19 protein-coding genes are annotated in these 19,930 nt (G+C 57.7%); 7 read left to right on the top strand and 12 right to left on the bottom strand.

All coding sequences use genetic code 11. The features are described 5' to 3' along the window. The 8 genes from AC2FGE_RS04780 to AC2FGE_RS04745 form a co-directional block, all read right to left on the bottom strand. Nucleotides 1-882, bottom strand: a complete 882-nt coding sequence (locus AC2FGE_RS04780) for a carbohydrate ABC transporter permease (RefSeq protein ID WP_496818059.1) — start codon at nt 880-882, stop codon at nt 1-3. After that, a complete protein-coding gene (locus AC2FGE_RS04775; protein WP_480499057.1) occupies nt 882-1,775 on the bottom strand; it encodes a carbohydrate ABC transporter permease in 894 nt (297 codons plus the stop codon). The genes AC2FGE_RS04780 and AC2FGE_RS04775 overlap by 1 nt, the downstream gene beginning before the upstream one ends. Before the next feature lie 97 nt (nt 1,776-1,872). After that, entirely contained in the window at nt 1,873-3,114 is a 1,242-nt protein-coding gene (locus AC2FGE_RS04770; RefSeq protein WP_496818058.1) for an ABC transporter substrate-binding protein, read from the bottom strand. A gap of 65 nt (nt 3,115-3,179) precedes the next feature. Further along, a complete protein-coding gene (locus AC2FGE_RS04765; protein ID WP_496818057.1) occupies nt 3,180-4,703 on the bottom strand; it encodes an aldehyde dehydrogenase family protein in 1,524 nt (507 codons plus the stop codon). A gap of 5 nt (nt 4,704-4,708) precedes the next feature. Beyond that, nucleotides 4,709-5,476: an enoyl-CoA hydratase/isomerase family protein gene (locus AC2FGE_RS04760; protein ID WP_496818056.1), complete on the bottom strand. Its 768-nt coding sequence runs from the start codon at nt 5,474-5,476 to the stop codon at nt 4,709-4,711. After that, nucleotides 5,473-7,044 (bottom strand): acyl CoA:acetate/3-ketoacid CoA transferase, encoded by a 1,572-nt coding sequence (locus AC2FGE_RS04755; protein WP_496818054.1) that lies wholly within the window; start codon nt 7,042-7,044, stop codon nt 5,473-5,475. The genes AC2FGE_RS04760 and AC2FGE_RS04755 overlap by 4 nt, the downstream gene beginning before the upstream one ends. Further along, nucleotides 7,044-8,045: a Gfo/Idh/MocA family protein gene (locus AC2FGE_RS04750; RefSeq protein WP_496818053.1), complete on the bottom strand. Its 1,002-nt coding sequence runs from the start codon at nt 8,043-8,045 to the stop codon at nt 7,044-7,046. The genes AC2FGE_RS04755 and AC2FGE_RS04750 overlap by 1 nt, the downstream gene beginning before the upstream one ends. A gap of 133 nt (nt 8,046-8,178) precedes the next feature. Next, nucleotides 8,179-9,303 carry an ROK family transcriptional regulator gene (locus AC2FGE_RS04745; RefSeq protein ID WP_496818296.1) on the bottom strand — a complete coding sequence of 375 codons (1,125 nt, stop codon included), beginning with the start codon at nt 9,301-9,303 and terminating at the stop codon, nt 8,179-8,181. Between the two features lie 254 nt (nt 9,304-9,557). On the opposite strand from AC2FGE_RS04745, the gene AC2FGE_RS04740 reads away from it, so the two are divergent. The 4 genes from AC2FGE_RS04740 (at nt 9,558) to AC2FGE_RS04725 (ending at nt 13,171) form a co-directional block, all read left to right on the top strand. Continuing rightward, a complete protein-coding gene (locus tag AC2FGE_RS04740; protein WP_496818052.1) occupies nt 9,558-10,574 on the top strand; it encodes a sugar ABC transporter substrate-binding protein in 1,017 nt (338 codons plus the stop codon). A 112-nt stretch (nt 10,575-10,686) separates the two neighbouring features. After that, nucleotides 10,687-11,760 (top strand): ABC transporter permease, encoded by a 1,074-nt coding sequence (locus AC2FGE_RS04735; protein WP_496818051.1) that lies wholly within the window; start codon nt 10,687-10,689, stop codon nt 11,758-11,760. Beyond that, complete coding sequence (locus AC2FGE_RS04730) at nt 11,760-12,536, top strand: ATP-binding cassette domain-containing protein (protein WP_496818050.1); 777 nt, start codon at nt 11,760-11,762, stop codon at nt 12,534-12,536. Before AC2FGE_RS04735 ends, AC2FGE_RS04730 begins: the two co-directional genes overlap by 1 nt. Beyond that, entirely contained in the window at nt 12,533-13,171 is a 639-nt protein-coding gene (locus tag AC2FGE_RS04725) for a nucleoside/nucleotide kinase family protein (RefSeq protein WP_496818049.1), read from the top strand. The genes AC2FGE_RS04730 and AC2FGE_RS04725 overlap by 4 nt, the downstream gene beginning before the upstream one ends. A 12-nt stretch (nt 13,172-13,183) precedes the next feature. Here AC2FGE_RS04725 and AC2FGE_RS04720 read toward each other — a convergent pair whose 3' ends face one another. Continuing rightward, a complete protein-coding gene (locus AC2FGE_RS04720; protein WP_496818048.1) occupies nt 13,184-13,969 on the bottom strand; it encodes an ABC transporter permease subunit in 786 nt (261 codons plus the stop codon). A 144-nt stretch (nt 13,970-14,113) separates the two neighbouring features. Between AC2FGE_RS04720 and AC2FGE_RS04715 the strand changes: the two genes are divergently transcribed. From AC2FGE_RS04715 to AC2FGE_RS04705, 3 genes are all read left to right on the top strand, one after another. Beyond that, entirely contained in the window at nt 14,114-14,623 is a 510-nt protein-coding gene (locus AC2FGE_RS04715; RefSeq protein WP_496818047.1) for an MbcA/ParS/Xre antitoxin family protein, read from the top strand. Beyond that, nucleotides 14,620-15,309, top strand: coding sequence for an RES family NAD+ phosphorylase (locus tag AC2FGE_RS04710; RefSeq protein WP_496818046.1), 690 nt, complete (start codon nt 14,620-14,622; stop codon nt 15,307-15,309). The genes AC2FGE_RS04715 and AC2FGE_RS04710 overlap by 4 nt, the downstream gene beginning before the upstream one ends. 147 nt (nt 15,310-15,456) lie before the next feature. Then, the gene (locus tag AC2FGE_RS04705; RefSeq protein WP_496818045.1) at nt 15,457-15,888 is read left to right on the top strand and encodes a hypothetical protein; all 432 of its coding nucleotides are present in this window, start codon (nt 15,457-15,459) and stop codon (nt 15,886-15,888) included. A 9-nt stretch (nt 15,889-15,897) separates the two neighbouring features. Here the strand turns inward: AC2FGE_RS04705 and AC2FGE_RS04700 are convergent, their stop codons facing one another. Genes AC2FGE_RS04700 through AC2FGE_RS04690 form a run of 3 tightly spaced genes read right to left on the bottom strand, consistent with a single transcriptional unit; the run spans nt 15,898 to nt 19,919 of the window. Beyond that, entirely contained in the window at nt 15,898-16,968 is a 1,071-nt protein-coding gene (locus AC2FGE_RS04700; RefSeq protein ID WP_496818044.1) for a polyprenyl synthetase family protein, read from the bottom strand. Between the two features lie 4 nt (nt 16,969-16,972). Further along, a complete protein-coding gene (locus tag AC2FGE_RS04695; RefSeq protein WP_496818043.1) occupies nt 16,973-19,096 on the bottom strand; it encodes a hydroxysqualene dehydroxylase in 2,124 nt (707 codons plus the stop codon). Continuing rightward, nucleotides 19,089-19,919 carry a DUF3237 domain-containing protein gene (locus AC2FGE_RS04690; protein ID WP_496818042.1) on the bottom strand — a complete coding sequence of 277 codons (831 nt, stop codon included), beginning with the start codon at nt 19,917-19,919 and terminating at the stop codon, nt 19,089-19,091. The genes AC2FGE_RS04695 and AC2FGE_RS04690 overlap by 8 nt, the downstream gene beginning before the upstream one ends. Between the last annotated feature and the right edge of the window lie 11 nt (nt 19,920-19,930).

The raw sequence follows: 19,930 nt of genomic DNA, 5'->3' as shown, positions 1-19,930 counted from the left end.
TTATCCTTTCACGGAACCCGCCATCAGGCCGCGAACGAAATAACGTCCGGCCACGATGTAGACGAGCAGAGTTGGCATGGCGGCCAGAATGGCACCTGCGAAATGAACGTTGTATTCCTTCACCCCGGTTGACGACTGAACAAGGTTGTTCAGCGCTACGGTCATCGGCTGGCTGTTGGCATCGGCGAAGGAGGCACCAAACAGGAAGTCATTCCATATGTTGGTGAACTGCCAGATGATCGACACCACCGCGATCGGGCCGGAGCTGGGCAGCAGGATGCGCCAGAAGATTTGGAAGAACCCGGCCCCGTCGATCTGCGCGGCCCGGATCAGCTCGGTCGGGAAAACGGCATAGTAGTTCCGGAAGTAAAGCGTTGTGAAGCCAATCCCGTAGACCACATGCACCAGCGCCAAACCCCAGGTGGTGCCCGCCAGACCCATCAGGCCCAGCATTCGCGCCATCGGGATCAGAACGATCTGGAACGGAATGAAACAGGCAAACAGCATCAGACCAAACAGGATGGTGTCGTATTTGAAACGCCATTTGGTCAGCACATAGCCGTTCAGCGCACCCAAAATGGTCGAGACTATGACGGCCGGAACCACCATCTTGATCGAGTTCCAGAAATATGGCCGCAGCCCTGTTGGCTCGACCCCGATTTGAGCCGAGGACCATGCTTTGATCCAAGGTTCCAAGGTGAAGACCTGCGGCAGATTCATCATGCCGCCGCCAGTGATCTCCTCCAACGGTTTCACCGAGTTTGACAGCATTACGTAGAGCGGCAGCAGGTAGAACAGTGAGAAGAGGATCAGCACGACATAAATCAGTGCACGCGTGATCCGGCCTGTTCGAATTGCGGTATCCTGAGTTGCCTGCGCCATCAGCGTTTCTCCCGCAATTCAGCGTACAGATAAGGGATCATGATCGCTGCTATGGTCATCAGCATGATCGTGGCCGAGGCCGCACCGATCCCCATCTGGTTCCGGGTGAAGGTGTAGGAATACATGAAGGTCGCCGGTAGTTCCGTGGCCCGACCCGGTCCTCCTCCGGTCAGGGCGATCACAAGGTCAAACGTCTTGATCGCAAGGTGGCTGAGGATCACGAAGGCCGACAGGAAGGCCGGGCGCAGTTGCGGAATGATGATCCGGCGATAGAGGTTCCAGTTCGAGGCCCCGTCCATCTGCGCCGCCCGCAAGATCTCATTGTCAATGCCACGCAAACCGGCCAGAAACATGGCCATCACAAAACCGCTGGTCTGCCAAACTGCCGCCAGAACGACGGTGTAGATCGCGTAGTCGCGATTTTTGATCCAGTCGAACTCGAAACTGGTCCAACCCCATGTATGCATGACGTTTTCCAGCCCGATGCCCGGGTCCAGAAACCATTTCCACGCGGTCCCGGTGACAATGAAACTCAGCGCCATTGGATACAGGTAGATCGGGCGCAAAAGCCCCTCACCCCGAATTTTCTGATCTAGGAAGATCGCCAGACCCAGCCCGATACAGGTGCAGATCACGATATAGAGTCCTGCGAAGATCCCCATATTGATCAGCGAGGTCTCCCAATGGCTGAGCCGCCAGAGCTTGTCGTAGTTTTCCCAGCCGACCCAGCCAAAGCTTGGAAGAATGCGGCTGTCGGTAAAGGACAGATACACCGAAAACAGGATGAACCCGTACACAAAGACCAGCATCATCGCCAGCGACGGCGACAGGACCAGTTTGGGGATCCAGTTCTGAAGGCGTGTCTTGAAATCCGCGTCGGCTGAACCAGCCATGGCGCGCCCTCCTGCAAGTGGGGAAGTGTCTGGACGCGGGGTATGCCCGCTGGTGACAGGGCGGCACGGTCGCCGCCCCGTCGGGAGGATCAGGTGATCACTTGGCGATGGACACGGCGTCGACCAATTCGACTACAGCGGTTTCGCTGTCGTATTCGCCGTTGAAATGCGCCGTTACGACGTCATAAACCGCGTTCTTGACCGATGCAGGTGCTGCGTGGCCATGGGCCATTGATCCGAACAGGTTGCCCGAGGATGCGGCCGCCGCCAGATCCTTCATGCCCTGTTTGCCGCAGTCATCAAAGTCGGCATCGCTGACATCGGTCCGCGCAGGAACCGAGCCCTTCACCACGTTAAAGGCCGACTGGAACGACGGTGACAGGATCGCGCTGGCCAGCGCTGCCTGTTCCGCCGAAACCGAACCGCCCTGATCGAACATCATGAACTGGTCGGCGTTGAAGGTGACCTGATCAGCCGTACCGGGGAAGCGGAAGCACAGGAAATCCTGACCGGGAACTTTGCCCGCGTTCAGGAACTCACCCTTCGCCCAGTCTCCCATCATCTGGAAGCCGGCCTCACCATTGATGACCATCGCAGTTGCCAGGTTCCAGTCGCGGCCCGAGAAGTTCTCATCCACATTGTCGCGAATGAATGCCATGCGGTCGAACGCCTCTTTCATGGCATCGCCGCCCAGCGTGTCTTCATCCAGATCGATGAAAGCCGCCTTGTAGCCATCCGGGCCCAGCGTTGACATGGCAACGGCATCAAACACAGTCGCGTCCTGCCAGGCCTGACCGCCATGGGCAATCGGTGTCACGCCGGCGGCCTTCAGCGCTTCAACTGCGGCCACGAACTCTTCCCAACTTGTTGGCTGAGCGATCCCATTTGCATCCAGAACCGCCTTGTTGGCCCAGACCCAGTTGGTCGAATGCACGTTTACTGGGGCCGAAACCCATTTACCGTCATGCTTGGCGAAGGCCTTTAGCGCATCTGGCACAACCGCATCCCAACCTTCCTGCGCGGCCACTTCGTTCAAATCGGCCAAAGCGCCTTGTGCTGCCCAGTCCTGAATGTCAAAACCCAGACCCTGAACGGCAGTCGGCGCATTGCCAGCAGTGACACGAGCACGCAGAACGGTCATCGCCTGCTCACCGCCGCCACCGGCGACGGGCATGTCGGTCCAGCCAACGCCCTGACCGGACAGATCATCCTTAAGGACGTTCAGCGCGGCTGCTTCACCGCCCGAGGTCCACCAGTGCAGAACCTCAACCTCTTCCGCCTGAGCCAGGCTGGATGTGCACAGAAGCCCGGCCACGATGACCGACTTTGTCTTCAGCATGTTACGCATTTTCGTTTCCTCCCTTAATGCGATCTTTGTTGTTCCTGCGCCGCGTGGCGCATGGTTCAATCCTGCGGCACCCAAGGCGCCCTGCTATCGCCAATGCGCATCACCACAGATTTAACCTCAAAAAACTCCTCGAACCCATATTGCCCAATCTCCCTGCCCTGGCCGGATTGTTTGTAGCCACCGAAGGCGACCTCGGGGAACCCATCCATCCAGGTATTGGTCCAGACCGTCCCCGCCTGGGTGCGGCGGGCAAAGTCTAGGCAGGTATGGACATTTTCGCTCCAGACCCCTGCCGAAAGGCCGAGAGCGCTATCATTCATGATCTCAATGGCTTCGTCCAGCGTTTTGAACGTCAGTACCGACAGCACCGGGCCAAACACTTCATCACGCGCGATGGGCATTTCGGGTTGAACATCGGTTATAATGGTAGGTTGATAGAATTGGTTGCCCAACCCCTCAACGTTCAAAGGATCGCCGCCCAGGACGATTGTTGCGCCTGCGGCATGAGCCTGTTTGACATAACCGTCGATCTTGGCGTTGTGTTCGGGCGTGACAATCGCCCCGACCTGCGTGGACGGGTCCAGCGGGTCGCCAAATTTCACCTTCCGCGACAGCGCGATGACCTTATCGGTAAAGGCTTGCGCAATGTCCTCGTGCACAATGATGCGACTGCTGGAGTTGCAGCACTGACCGACATTGAAATAGACGCCAAACACCACCGCATCTGCGGCTGAGTCGAGCTTCGCATCGGGAAAGATCACCTGGGGGTTCTTGCCGCCCAACTCCAGCGCAACTTTCTTCAGAGTATCCGAGGCGGTCTTGCTGATGGTTTTGCCCACAGCGGTCGAGCCAGTGAAGCTGACCATGTCCACGGCCTCATGGCTGGCCAGTGTACTTCCGACTGGTTGGCCATAGCCCAGAACAATGTTGCAGACCCCTGCAGGCAATCCAGCCTCCATCAGCAGTTCGCCCAGCATTAGCGTAGTCGAAGGCGTCATCTCGGACGGTTTCACCACTGCCGTGCAGCCAGCCGCCAGTGCAAATGGCAGCTTCTGGCTGAGAATCCAGAACGGGAAATTCCATGGCGTTATGATCGATACGACGCCGATGGGTTCCTTCAGAACCACGCCCACCATATCTGCGCCCAGCGTATTGTGGCTGTCGCCATGGGTGCTGCGCGCCAGTGATGCTGCATAGCGCCATAGATCAGCGGCACCTCCTACCTCACCTTTGGACTGGCTGATCGGCTTGCCGCTTTCCAGTGTTTCAATCACAGCGATCCGGTCGACGTTTTGTTCGATTAGATCAGCCACCTTCAGCAAAACCTCGGCGCGGTCTTTGCCCGAAGCGCGGCTCCAAACGCCGCTATCGAAAGCGTCCCGCGCTGCGAGGATCGCAGCTTCGGCTTCGGCCTCAGAGCCAAGTGCTGATCGGCTGACAATATGCCCATGTGAAGGTGAGCGGCGCTCGAAGGTCTCACCCGACGCGCTGTCCCGCCACCGACCGTTGATCAGGTGGCGACCCTCGAACAACTGGGGCAGATCGTAGGGGATCGCTGGGTTGATCGTGAGGTCTTTCATATGCGTCAGAGCCCTGAAAACTGAGGGTTACGTTTTTCCATGAAGGCCGCGACGCCTTCGTCACGGTCGGTTGAGGCCGCCGCAGCAGCGCTGCCAAGTGCCTCGATTACCGCATCGGTGTCCTCGCCCACTGCTGCATGGATCATGTTCTTGGCAATCTCGGTGGCGCGCGGGGACAGAGCCTGTGCCTCAGCGGCGATCTCAAGCGCGCGGGTCAGGACATCGTCGGCCAGTTCGACGGCATAGCCCAGGGCAACCGCGCGGTCCGCGCCGAGGCGACGACCAAACAGAGCCATCTCTTTAACGGCCGCTTCCGGCATCAACCGCGCCACGCGCTGTGTCCCCGACCAACCCGGTACGATCCCAATCCGCGCTTCGGGCAGGGCCAGAGTTGCGCGCGGTGCCAGCAAGCGCAGATCGCAACAACTGGCCAATTCCAGCCCGCCGCCAAAGGCATGGCCGTTGATTGCGGCAATCGTTGGTTTGCCGAGTCGCGCGAGGCGGTCAAAAATCCGATGCCCGTCGCGCACCCAGTGCCGTGCAAACTCTGCAGGGCTCAGCCCACCCCAGGCACCAATATCCGCGCCGCAGCAAAACGCCTTTTCTCCGGCTCCGGTCAGCACCAAAGCCCGGATCGCATTGTCCCGCTCGACCTGCTGCACATGCGCCTCAAGCGCATCCAGCATGTCAATGGTCAGCGCATTCAGCTTGGAGGGATTGTCCAGCGTCAGGATGGCGGTGCGCCCGTCGATATGAAAGCCAATCCCGCTCACACCGTCATCCCCATGGGACCTTCGGCGAACAGCGAAGTCGGCATCAATATCGCGTTTTCCGCCACTTTGACGCGGCCTTGTGATGCCGCCACAATGTCGTGCTGCACGTTGATGCCCGGCATGAGCTCGGTCGCGACCAGCCCCTGATCGGTCAGGCGGATGACACAGCGCTCGGTCACGTAGATCACATCCTGCCCAAGCTCGCGCGCCCGGCGGCCCGAGAAGGTGACGTGCTCCACCTGATCCACCATCTTGGTAAACTTACCGGGGGCTGCGACGCTGATCCCGTCCGAACCCAGGGCGATCTTGGCGCCAGCCTCGAACCAGCCCGAAAACACGATCTTTTTCGCGCCTGCAGTGATGTCGACAAACCCGCCGCACCCGGCAGTCAAATACGGTTTCTTACCCAGTTTCGAGACATTCACATTGCCTTCCACATCGACCTCAAGGAAAGACAGGAAGGACATATCGAACCCGCCGCCCTGAAAGTAGATGAATTGCTGCGGCGAGGGCACATAGGCGTGCGCGTTAGACGCACAGCCGAACGCGAAACCGGTCAGCGGCACGCCCCCAACAGCCCCTTGTTCAATGGCCCATGTTACGGCTTTGGGATGCCCTTCCTCCAGCAGAATGCGAGGCACCATAGCGCTGATACCGAAGCCCAGATTTGCGCTCATCCCGGCGCGCAATTCCATCGCGGCGCGGCGTGCGATCACCTTTTCGACCCCATGTTCAGCCAATGAGAAACTGTCCCATGGGCGCATGATCTGGCCTGAGATAGCGGGATCATAGGGTGTTTCGGTGGTCTGTTTCTGATCAGGGTCTTCGACGATCAGATCCACCAGATGGCCCGGTACGCGTACATCATGCGGGCGCAGGCTACCCTCGGCAGTCACCCGTTGAACCTGAGCGATCACCAGACCGCCATAGTTGCGCACGCAGATGGCCTGTTCCAGCCCGCCCAGATAGGCCCCTTCATGCTCATAAGTCAGGTTGCCGAATTCATCCGCCGTGGTGGCGCGCAGGATGCAGACAGTCGGGATGATGTTGGGAAAGTGCAGCCAAGTCTGACCGCCAAATTCGGTGCGTGTGACGATTGGCGAAGCAGCACCGCGTGCATTCATCGCACAACCCTCTCGGAGCGGGTCAACAAACGTGTCCAGCCCGACCTGTGTCAGGACACCCGGTCGCCGGGCCGCCGCTTCGCGATGCATGTCGAACATGATGCCCGAAGGTACGTTGTAAGCGGCCACGCGATTTTCGACGATCATCTTCCAGATCTCGGGCATATCAAGGTTTGATGGTCCCGAGGGGTAAGACCCGGCCAGCACACGGGCTAGCAACCCATCCTGCGCCAGATGCTCCATGCCTTTCACGCCATACATATCGCCTGCAGCAATCGGGTGGAGCGTAGTGATATTGCGTGGATGCCCTTCTGCCCGGAACCGTTCGCCCATGGCTTTTAGGACCAGATCGGGGCATCCCAGCGCCGAAGAGGACGAAACCGTGACAATCGCATCGTCCGGGATGCGGGATACGGCGTCAGAGGCTGAAACAAGCTTGCTCATCAGAAGCCACCATAGTCGATGTCAACGCGCTGCCCGGTTGCCGCTGCCTCGCGCACGCTGAGCGCGACAGACAGGGATTTGACGCCATCCGGGCCATCGGCAGCGGGGCGTCCCTGCCCTGCCGAGGCGGCGACGAATTCCGAGACGCCCTGCACGTAAAGGTCATGGTTGGAATAGGGGATCGCTTCGCTGCCCTTTACGGTGATGAGGGTGATTTCACCGACCGGCTGCTGGGTCATGACGCCGTTAGCAAAGATCGACCCTTCGGTACCGTGCACCTCAAGACCCGAGCCCGCATATGGATGGGTGAAACTTTCATGGGTCATCACCATCGCGCCCGAGGGCATGGTCCAGACCGACATGCAGGAATCCTCGACCCCCTGCCCCATGCCGGAACTGGTCATCTGCGCCACGACGCTTGCGGGGTCTTCCTTTAGCAGGAAGCGGGTAACGTCCGCGTCATGCACAACGATATCGGGGATTACGCCGCCACCGGCGCCCGCATCATTGATCCGCCAGCCCTGCAAGTGCCCCGGCAGGTGAACTGCGTGATGAATGCGCAGTGACAGCACCTTACCAACCCGGCCGGCCGCGATGAGATCGCGGATCGCGCGGTGGGTGCCCGAGCAGCGCAGGTGGTGGTTGGTTCCGAAGGTAACACCAGCGGCATCAGCCGCTCGCACCATCTCAACCGCTTCGTCCTGCGTCATGCCAAGGGGCTTTTCACACAGAACATGTTTGCCTGCGGCAATCGCAGCCATAGCCTGGGAATGGTGCTTTTCATTGGTTGATGAGATGTAGACCGCCTGCACGTCCGGATCAGCGAGCGCTTCGGTTAGATTGGTCGAGGCGTTTGCAATGTGGTGATCCTTGGCCCACACCCTCACCCGATCGGGTGAGGTGCTGACAACCCATGTGACATCATTACCAGGCTGCTTTCGCACGGCATCCAACATGTGTTGTGACGCAATCGTGCTTGCCCCCACAAATACCCAGTTCATTGCAACCCTCATTACTGGAACGTTCCAGAATTATGCTTACTGGAACGTTCCATATTGATCAAGATGAATCTTGGAACCGACTTTTTTAGTGTACGTTTCGCGTCGCCAGCAGTCTTGTTTCTTGTTGGCAGGCCTATGCTTCTACTAAATATCGCTCGGACAAAGGCAGGCTGGCCGCACCAAGCGATCGCGCATTCGGACCTACGGTACCAGCTGCAATCACCGGTCGTTCTAAACCAGTAAGGTTGAGGCGCGAGATCTGCGATTCGACCTCGGCGATCAACCGGTCTTTAACATCGGAGGGCATCCAGCCATCGATTATGACACATTCAAAATCGATCAGGCTGCACGACGACACAATCGCATGGGCCAGTCCAATCGCTGCGTGGTGCAGCCAGTTGTTCAGTTCCTCTTTTGGGATGTCCCAGTGATCGGTCGTCTCCCAAATCAGCCCGGCGGTTTGACCGACCCCGGCAATGGCGCGTTCAAGGGTATAGAGGCTGGCAAGGTCGATCAGAGGCTTCACGTCACCGGCCCCGATTGACACTGGCATCGGACCCAACGCGCCCGCATTTCCGCGACCCGAATAGATCGCACCATTCAAAACAACGCCGCCACCTATGAAGTAGCCGACGTAGAAATACAGAAAATCACGTGGGCCACCCGTTGGTCCGAATACAAGTTCGGCCCCGCAGGCCGCTGTGGCGTCATTTTGCAGAAACACCGGGAAATCATAGATATCCGCCAGTTCCGACTGTATGTCGGCGGTACGCCAAGGCTCCATCTCTTCCTGCGGTACCTGCAAGGTCTGGGCCCAATCCCACAGATAAAACGGCATGGCGATCCCCAGCCCCGCGATGCGGTCTCGTGCTTCGGGCGCCAGCGCGGATATCATCTGGTCCAGGGCCTTTTTGGCAAAGACCAACGTCGCCTGTGGTTGCGGGTATTCATAGGTCTGCCGCTCATGCATGAGCACCCGGCCGAGAAAATCGATCAATACCAGCTCAGTGCTGCGTCGCCCGATTTTCAGCCCAAAAAACAGTGCCCCATCCGGGTTGAGTCGCATCGGGATTGATGGCTGGCCGACCTTACCCCTCACAGGTTCGCCCCGCAGCAAGAGCCCATCTTTTTCAAGCTGCCGCATGATCACGGAAACGGTCTGCGCGGAGAGGCCCGTCATGCGCGCAATTTCAGCTTTGGCCAGCGCTTCATGCCTGCGCACCAGGGTCAGGACCAAACGCTCATTACGCGCCCGCATCCCGCTTTGGTTGGTCCCGCGCACCTCGGAAACCTGATCCAAAGGCGTGCTGCCCTGTGGCACCTCAACAGACACGGCTAGTCCTCCCCTGTCAAAGGATGAGAATAAGCGGTCATTCTGTCAATAATAAATAAGAGTGATTTATTTATTGACTCATTTTGAGATTCTTGTGATGATTTTCGGGTGTGATCGGGCCCGACCCGGACGATTGCGCATATGCCAACACGGCATGGGAGAAACTGGGAGGATACTTCATGAAACTTGCGACTTTCGCAGGCGCGACAGCAATGGCCCTGACCGTCACGGCGGGTAGTGCGTTTGCTGATACCACCGTATGTTTGATCACCAAGACCGACACCAACCCCTTCTTTGTGAAGATGAAAGAGGGCGCAACTGCCAAAGCAGAAGAGCTTGGCATGACGCTCAAGGCCTTCGCGGGTAAGGTGGATGGCGACCACGAGACCCAGGTTCAGGCGATTGAAACCTGCATTCTGGACGGCGCTAAAGGCATTTTGCTGACTGCCTCGGACACCTCATCGATCGTACCCGCCGTACAGCAAGCGCGCGATGCAGGTGTACTGGTGATTGCGTTGGATACTCCGCTTGAGCCTATCGATTCAGCGGATGCGACCTTTGCTACTGATAACTTCCTGGCCGGGCTTCTGATTGGCCAATGGGCCAAGGCAACGCTGGGCGATGCCGCAAATGACGCCAAAATCGCCACATTGGATTTGGCTGTAAGCCAACCAACAGTGGACGTGCTGCGCAATCAGGGCTTCCTAAAAGGGTTTGGCGTTGATCTGGCCGACCCAAATGTGATCGGTGATGAGGATGACCCGCGTCTGGTTGGCAGCGACGTGACCGCTGGTAACGAAGAAGGTGGTCGCCGCGCGATGGAGAACCTGCTGGCCAAGGATCCGACGATTAATGTGGTCCATACGATCAACGAACCAGCTGCCGCGGGCGCGTATGAGGCGCTCAAAGCCATTGGGCGCGAGAATGACGTGCTCATCGTTTCTGTTGATGGCGGTTGCCCCGGCGTTCAGAACGTGGCGGATGGCGTGATCGGCGCAACATCGCAGCAATACCCGTTGCTGATGGCCTCGCTTGGTGTTGAAGCTGTCAAGAAATGGGCCGATGAGGGTGTGAAGCCTGAAAACACGCCGGGCAAAGACTTTTTTGACACCGGAGTCGCGCTTGTCACGGGCGCAGCCGCCGATGGGGTCGAGTCCATCTCTGTCGAAGAAGGCATGAACCTCTGCTGGGGTTAAACTGATCATGCAGGAGGCTGCGAAGTGGCCTCCTGCCATCTCATCACATTCTCACCCAAAAACTTGCTAAAGTGGTCCGCAGACGGGCTCTTGACGCTTGGGGGATCCATTTATGTCCGATACGCCACGACACTCCGATGATTTCGAATCTGCCGCACAGGGCAGCCCGGAACAGGTCGCTGAGTTTGAAGATCATCACCGGGGTTTTGTCGGGACGGTTCAGCACTTTTTGCATATAAACCCGTCGCTTGTTCCACTGATCGTCCTTGTGGTTGCCATTATCATATTCGGTGTGTTGCTTGGGTCGAAGTTCTTCTCACCTTTTGCGCTGACACTGATCCTGCAACAGGTGCAGATTGTCGGCATCGTCGCCGCCGCACAGAGCCTGGTTATCCTGACTGCAGGCATAGATCTGAGTGTGGGCGCGATCATGGTCATGTCATCGGTGGTGATGGGGCAATTTACATTTCGGTACGGCTTGCCGCCCTCAGTTGCAATTCTCTGCGGATTGGCCGTTGGTACAGCCATCGGAGCGATCAATGGCTATCTGGTGAGCCGGGTCAAGCTGCCACCGTTCATCGTAACACTCGGCATGTGGCAGATCATTCTGGCCGCGAACTTCCTGTATTCGCAGAACGAAACAATCCGGTCGCAAGATATCGAGGCGAACGCTCCGATCCTTCAGATCTTTGGTGAGAAATTCAATATCGGTGGGGCGGTTTTCACCGTCGGTGTGATCTTCATGCTGGTCCTGATTTTGGTGCTGGCCTACGCGCTCAGGCATACGGCCTGGGGGCGACATGTTTATGCGGTGGGCGATGATCCCGAAGCGGCTGAACTTTCTGGCGTGAACGTGCATCGCACCCTGATGTCCGTCTATATGCTATCCGGTCTAATCTGCGCCTTTGCGGGCTGGGCCTTGATCGGTCGCATCGGTTCTGTTTCGCCAACCTCGGGCCAATTGGCCAATATCGAAAGCATCACGGCGGTTGTGATCGGGGGCATCTCTCTGTTTGGCGGGCGCGGCTCGATCTTGGGGTCGCTATTCGGGGCGCTCATCGTTGGGGTGTTCACGCTAGGTCTGCGCCTGCTCGGAGCGGATGCGCAGTGGACCTTCCTGTTGATCGGTATTCTCATCATTGCAGCGGTCGCGGTCGACCAATGGATCAGAAAGGTATCAGCCTGATGGAACCCATTCTCAAAGGACGCAACCTTGTGAAACGCTACGGCAAGGTCACAGCACTGGACCAGTGTGATTTTGACCTGATGCCGGGTGAGATTCTGGCTGTGATCGGGGACAACGGTGCAGGTAAATCCACGCTGATCAAAGCGGTTTCTGGGGCGGTAACCCCGGACGAGGGCGATGTCTGGTTGGATGGGCAGAGGGTCCAGTTTCAGTCGCCCATCGATGCGCGCGAAGCCGGGATTGAAACGGTATATCAAACACTGGCCATGTCCCCTGCCCTGTCGATTGCCGACAACATGTTCATGGGGCGCGAGATTCGTCGCAAGGGCCCGATGGGGTCGCTGTTTCGCATGCTCGACCGACCCGCGATGGAAAAATTCGCACGCGACAAGCTGAGCGAACTGGGCCTCATGACGATCCAGAACATCAATCAGGCGGTTGAGACGCTGTCGGGCGGTCAGCGTCAGGGCGTCGCCGTCGCGCGGGCGGCAGCCTTTGGATCGAAGGTCATCATTCTGGACGAACCCACAGCGGCGCTTGGAGTCAAAGAAAGCCGCAGGGTTCTGGAACTGATCCAGGATGTGAAATCGCGCGGCATTCCGATCATTTTGATCAGCCATAACATGCCCCATGTGTTTGAGGTCGCCGACCGCATCCATGTTCATCGTCTTGGTAAACGGCTTTGTGTCATTGATCCCAAAGACTACACAATGTCGGACGCGGTGGCCTTCATGACCGGCGCCAAAGAACCCTCGAGTGAAGGCATGGCGGCGTGAGCAACGACCGCTCTAGCGCGTCGGCTTTGGCGCACCGTATTGCTGATACGGTCCGGGCGTTGCCGCAGAGGCAAACGCGAAATCTGGCCGCAATAGCAGGTCCGCCGGGGGCGGGTAAATCAACCGTAGCGGCCCTGACGCGTGATCTTTTGCAGCAACAAGGGATCGCCACAGGCCTCGTGTCGATGGACGGGTTTCACTATGATAACGCCATTCTTTCCGCCCGCGATCTGCTTCCTCGCAAAGGTGCCCCTGAGACATTTGATGTTGCGGGGTTTCAAGCCTTGTTGCACCGGTTGGTGACTGAGGGTGAGGTTGCCGTTCCGGAATTCGACCGTGAGATCGACAAATCCATTGCCGCCCGTGGGCTAGTGACACCCGACCAGAGGCTTGTTCTGGTCGAAGGCAACTACTTGTTGCTACAAGAACCCGGCTGGTCCAATTTATCCGAGCATTGGGCGCTCAGCGTTTTCCTCGATATTGATCTGGAAACGCTTGAAGCGCGGCTGCAGCAACGCTGGTTGGATCATGGTCTATCCCCGGACGCCGCCAGAGATCGGGCATTCGCCAATGACATCCCGAATGCAAAACGCATTCTATCAAACTCTTGCCGCGCTGATCTGGTTCTGAACTAAGCCGCCTCGCTGTTAGTGAATTCCGGCGGTCAGGGTGCGCACAAGCTGACGTTGAACCAGCAACAGGATAAGGGCTGGTGGCCCCAAGGCCATCAAGGCCAGCGCCATTCCGGACGGGCTGCCTACCCCGGCATAGGTCATCCCGCTGACCAGTGTACTGTGGGTCAGACTGGTTGTTGTGATGATGATTGGCCAGGCATATTGGTTCCAGCCAAATACAAACAGGATCGCAAACAGTGCGGCAACCATCGGCAGGGACAAGGGCAGCACTGTATCCCACAAGAAACGCATTGGCCCGGCCCCGTCCATTCGGGCAGCCTCCATCAATTCCACCGGGATCTGCCGCAGGAACTGGTTCAGGACCAGCACGCCCAGGCCGCTGGCGGTAACCGGCAGGATCATCCCTGCGTAAGAGTTCAGTAGCCCAAGATCGCTGGTAACGGCAAAGGTTGGTAGCATTCGGCTTTCGATGGGAAAGAACATCGCCATCAGAATTGCCCCAAAGATCAGGTTGTTCCATCTCAGGCGGAAAAAGACCAATGCATAGGCCGCCAGCATGGAAACGGAGCATTTCAGAATGGCGACTCCAAGGGCTATAACTAATGAATTCCACAGCATCGCGCCTGCGCCGATCGCATTGCTACTGACGCCGTTAACCCAGAGGTTCGTGAATAGCGCGCCCAGCTGTTCCGCCCCGACACTAGCCACCAGTTGCCAGCCCAAAACAACAATCGGACCGGTCATCACAGCCGCCCCGATCATCAGTATTGCATGGTCCAGAAGGCTGGTTTTTTTCAAGACACTGTCCAATGTCGCTGTTTTTGCGCCCTTCAGCCTATTCGGCATAGGCAAACTGGCCTGCGTGGTCAACGCGTGAGATTGTTGATATTTGACCACCTTGTCTATATATAGACATTGCATCCAATAAAGGACAATAGGGCCATGGAAATCGCAACCTTGCCGCAGGATACTACTACTGCCCCGCGGCTGATCCCGGTCGGCGCGGCTGATCGCGCACGTCTCAGCGGGCCAGGGCTGCGCACATTTCGCAACATCGCCGAAGCCTGGGGGCTGAGCGAGGCACAAAGGATCGCGGCGCTGGGGTATCCTGGTCGATCAACCTATCATGCCTGGATCAAGAAAGCTTTGGATCACAAACCGATTTCTTTGCCCTTTGACACACTGGTGCGCATTTCAGCTGTTCTGGGAATCTACAAGGCCCTGTCGATCCTGTTTCTGGATCAGGATCAGGCCGTGAAATGGCTGAGCAACCCGCATCAGGGCACGATCTTTGCCGGGTCCTCGCCCCTGGAACTGATCGTCGGCGGCGGGCAGGACGGGATGATGAATGTGCGCCGGTATCTGGATGCCTGGCGCGGGGGTGACATGGGTCATGGTGTGCCCGAGGGCAGTTTTGAGCCGGTTACCGAAGACGATGTGGTCTTTCTGTGAGTTGGAACCTGACCGCCTATCCCGGCGTGCAAGCCCCAACACACACTCGTCGCATCATCCCAACCCGGTTTCCCCCTGTTCCAGCCTTCGAGGCCGTGACCAGCGAGGACGATCTGGCTGATATCTTTGAGCTTGAAGGTTGGACCAATGACCGGCTGGTGGCCACGCGCTTGTCGCGGCTGGATCGGTCGCAATGGGTCTATGGCCGACCGAATGCCAGTATTGTCATGTCCTCGTTTCTGCACGGATCGGTCACGGGAATGCGCTTTACCTCATCGGTTTTGGGTGCATGGTATGCCGCAACCGACCTGATAACTTCGGTGCTTGAGGTTGCAAATGGTCTACGCAAGGAAATCGCCTTGTCTGGTTTGACCCATAAGCGCGAAGCCTATCGGGAGTATGAGGCGCGGTTGGTAGGAACCTTTGTCGATGTATTTGGTCAACACCCCGAATTTCATGACCCCGATGATGCGACCTATCCTACCCCTCAACGGTTTGGCGAGTATGTCCGCCGGACAGGGCCTGCAGTTGCGCGCGTGGGTATCCGATACCAAAGTGTACGCCGACCGGGTCATGAGAACTGGGTTTGTTTTGTGCCACCTGCCGTGCAGGATGTTGTGCAGGCGCGTCATTTTGAGATCGATGTGCGCCCGAGCGGCAAAGTCACCGTTGAAGAGCTTCGGTAGGTGGCGCGGCGAAAGTCTAATCAGACTGATAGGGCCTGTCAGAAAACCGCAATTGCCAAGCCATTTCAGTGAGAATCCTGTTTACTGAGCGCCGCAACCGGTGCACATTTAGACATGCCATATTTTGAGCGAAAACCCTATGCCAGCATGATTGACGCCGTCTCTCCGACCGCGCCCATGTTGGATCAGACGCCGATATCTGAACTGGCCCGTCGCGTATTGGATGCAGAAAGTGGTCAGAAACTACCTCTGGACGGACCCTTTCTATGCCGCACAGTTTGTACCCCAGGCAGCAAAGGGACAATTGTTCTGTCCATCGCGGCCCCTGCTGATGGAGAAACCGTGGAATTGCGGTTTGAACCGGGGGACCTGACCAATGAAGAAGGCGCCGTGATCCCGGCAGATCGACTGCGTGTCGACCCACCAGCGGTGCGGCTTGCACCGGGCGAAGTGGGCGAAGTGCGCGTCATACTAACGGTGCATGACCTGGCTGAACCGGGCCGTTATCACGGGCGGGTTCACAGCTTTGGGTCAGAGACATCCGCGATGGTGGTGATTTTCGAGATTGTGGACGGGTGATCCTGTCCGCTAGACCTGTCTTGCGACAAGATAATCCATGAACTGACCCAGGAAGGCGCGCGGCCCGCCCTCGGCACCTGCAAAGACCTGTTCGAACTCCTGACGGGCGGATTGCAACAGATCGTCAGCTCCCCGTTGTGCATATTCGACGCAGCCATAGTGATGCATCCGATCCAAAACCCAATCTACATCATGAGCCGAGCGATCCTGCCTGGGATTGGACAGAAAATGCATCAGCCGGTCTTTCTCGCGGGTCTCGCCATGTTGACTCAGCTGGCTTAGCATCAGGGTCCGTTTACCTTCGTAGATATCGCCGCCGATTTCCTTACCGTATTTGTCCTGACTGCCGACAAGGTTCAGAACATCATCCTGAATCTGAAAGGCAGCACCCAGAAAGAAGCCAAACGCGTTGAAATCGTCCAGGTTGAGCTTGCCCGAGGCGACATCTTCTGGTCGCGCTATCAGCGCCCCGATCCGCATCGGATGGATGAAGCTGTACCAGCAGGTCTTTTTCAGACACATGTTAAGATAGTCGGCTGGGGTCACATCCAGCCGGTTGTCTCGAATCCAGCCCAGTTCAATCGCCTGGCCCTCGATAGATTGCATCAGAAGGTGGTCAAACTCATCCAGAACCCGAGCCGAGGTTTCAGGGCCGAGAGGGTCAAGATTGTCGCGCAGCAGACGCAAGGCCATCGCCTGCATACCGTCGCCGGTATTGATGGCCATCGGCACGCCAAGACGTTTGTGCATGCACTCTCTGCCCCGCCGGAAGTCGCTGACATCTTCGATGTCATCATGGATCAGAAAGGCATTGTGCAGCAGTTCCAGTACCGCAGCCGAGACCATGGCGTCATCGGTTTTGCCGCCGAACGCCTCGCATGTGGCCAGCAGCAGCGCGGGACGCAAACCTTTGCCAGAGGTTTCGATGTAGTCGCGCATCGGGCCGTACAGATAATCCTGCGGTTCGGTCATGGGCAAACGTCCCAACAACGCCTGACGCGCCTGATCCCCATATCGGGTCAGCTGTTCCAAAAAGCCCTGCGTCGCCGCCGGGTCCAATTGCGCGGTTGATGCGCCCACCGGTTCAGCCCTTCTGCGTGATAATGACTTTGCGACCCGCTGTGCCGCCTGCAACGCCGCCCTTTGGGTTAGACTTTGAATTCAAAGACGTCCCCATCACCCGGTCTACCCCGGGAAGCGATGAGGGTTCGGCACTGTTTCCGACGACATCCAGGGCCGCCGTTTCGGCCTGTTCAGCACCGGGTATCGGAATGTCGACGCCGGGTACATAAGACGCCATCAGATCGTATAATGCTTCTGGGGGGCAGACCATCCGTAGCGCGTCTGCTACAGCAGGTTCTTCGACAATTCCACCGGGTTTCGAGTACTCTCCGGCCGCTGGTCCCACCGCAGCCAACGGTCCCTCGCCACCGCCGGTTGTGCCGGTTGTATCCTGTACAGACCGCAACGAGGCCTGAACCGCCTCGGAAAATCTCTCGTCCCAAGGCAAGCCAGCCTGATATCGCGCGTAGTCATAGGCGCGCAACGGGCGCAGGATGTCGGGCTCGTGCAGGTCCCAGATTTTGCAGCGCTCCGCATCCGATCCGCAGCGCCGCAGGATACCATTGACGGCACGCCGGGCAGCCTCGTTCGCGCCTTCCATCGTGGCAAGATCGGTATAGGTGCGCACATAGTCAGACGCCAAAAAGAAATTCTGAATCAACGTGGCAGCATTCGGACGCAGGCGCCATGTGTTGATGCGGTTGACCAGCAAAGGCTCGACATTGGTCATACGAGAGGGATGTTCAGGGTCGGCAACGATATCGGGATCGAGGAACCAATAGTGCATATCCTCATCCCGCAGAATGGTTTGGCCATCCACATTGAGGCTGCGTTTGAGTTGTGCCCAGACCTCCTCCGCAATCTCATCGCGGGAACAGTTGCGCGCGGTTTTTCCGTTCAAGCCTGGTTTGTCCCATTCCGAGATATCGATGGACAGCAAGCCCTTGGTCTTACCCTCGGCCCAATTCTCGAAGTTGATACCGGGCCAGAACTGTTTCTGCGATACAGCAGTCAAGGCCCATGGGCTGTCGATAAAGATCACATGACCATGAGTCAGCTCGACCTCTTTCGTCAGATAGTACTGGATGCCATTCATCCACTGAACATTTTCAGCCAGCAGTTTCAGCTTGGCCAAAGCGGGGTCTATGGCGGTCATGGCAGGGGTAACAAGTGGGGCGATCCGTTCGATCGGCAAGGCGCTGATGAACCAATCTCCGGTCACGGTTTCCTGCCGCCCATCGCGTTCGACCGTCGCGCTGACAATACGCCCGTCCTGGCATTCGATCCCCGTCACTTTCGAGTCGAACTTGTAGACCACCCCTTTGCTTTCCAGATAGTTGAGCCAGGGTTGTATCCAAACCAGATTGGTCGGCCCGTTCAGCAATCGGTTGCAATGGGGTTCGGGTGTGGCAATGCCCATCTGCAATTGGATGGCGATGTCGCCGACGGTCTTTGTGCTGGCCGTGTTCGCCTTGGCCGCCACCAGGGATCGCGTCAGGCCGATGGCCAGGAATTTCTGGTATGCTTCCGATCGGTCGTCGGCACCGATGAAATCCCACCAACCGGTACGCTCATATTCGTCATCCCGACGCTCTTTGCATGAGGTTGCGATGCGCCACATGCAACTTAGGAAATGCTCTACGTCCTCAAAACCAATCTGGTCCCGAGGCGATATCGTATAGGCAAAGGTCTTAAGCGCGTCGGCGAATTCCTTCAAAGATCGCGGAAACCGCTCGGGTACGATGATGCCGGGCTTGTCAAACTGGCAGACAAGAACTTGTGTTGTCGGCATTAGATTGTCGTAACAAGTCCCCTTGTCGTAATAGGGCGTGCGCGCCATGGTATCGGTGATATGCCGGTAGAAATTTGGAAAGAACCGGAACCCGTGCTCCCCAGGTAGCCATGGGCGTTTGACGCCGGGCGGGAAATCAGCGCCGTCCATATCAACCCATTGCTGCAATGCTTTGATATGCTTGGCCTTTGACCCGCGATCATCTTCGCTTTTCATCACGGGGATGCTGCGCGCCTTGCCGCCCGCAATCAGCTGGCGTTCGTGAACTTCAACTTCAAAGCCACGTTCGATCAGCTCATGCGCGGCGCTCATCCCGCCGATGCCTCCGCCCAGTATGACGACCTTCTTAGCCATCGGATGTTCCTTTCGCGGAATAGACGTCAAACCGTAGAGTCACATCAGACAGGCTGGCCTGCCCAATCCCAAATCCCTGCACCCGGTTCAACCAGGTATAGCGCGCGTTTGACGTCAGATATCGAGACGCGATGCGCACAGGGGCCGTGGCGGGCAACTGCCCCTTGCAAAGCGCAGCGAATCCAGATTGCCCAAAGTCACAAATGCCGCTGTCATCGAACATGATTGGCGCGTCACCATCTGAGGGTTTGATCATCGCCTTGGCATGCAGATTACCAACGCCGTCCGGACGGACCTGCATCCAATCACCGCCAACGGGTTCAATTGTACCGTTCAGCTTTGGGCCCGTCACGGTGCCGCCTTCGCGGATGGCAAAATGCAGCCAAACACCATCCGGGGTTTCGCCCGTTGCATGGAAATTCGCCTCAAAGGGCACAACAAAATGCGCTATATGTTCCAGAGATGGTGACCGCTGATCCGCCTTTGTTATCTTGGCGGCTTCTGGCTTTGCTATCGTCTGTTGGCCAGGGTCGACCTCTCGCCCACTGGCGGTCAGAACCGGTCGCCATGCCAAAGGGTGCCCTTTCATGGCCATTGGCAACGCTGCCGCAAATTGCTGCATTCCAGTCTGCGGATCACAGCCTACAGGCCACCCTCGGACCGCGCGTTCAGGCCCGCCGTTTGCCGAGAAGATCAGACGCAGCGTGTCATGTGATGACACGGCGGGTCCTGCCTCAACCAGAACCCGTTGTACACCACTGGCCACCTGCGTGACCGCCTCGGACCAACGCAGAGTAACCCCTTTATCGGTGAACTCCCGCATGACCATGTCCA

The sequence above is a fragment of the Ruegeria sp. YTSA075 genome (genome assembly GCF_059610245.1).
The sequence above is the reverse complement of the archived record's forward strand: the minus strand, read 5'-3'. Positions and strand labels throughout refer to the sequence as shown.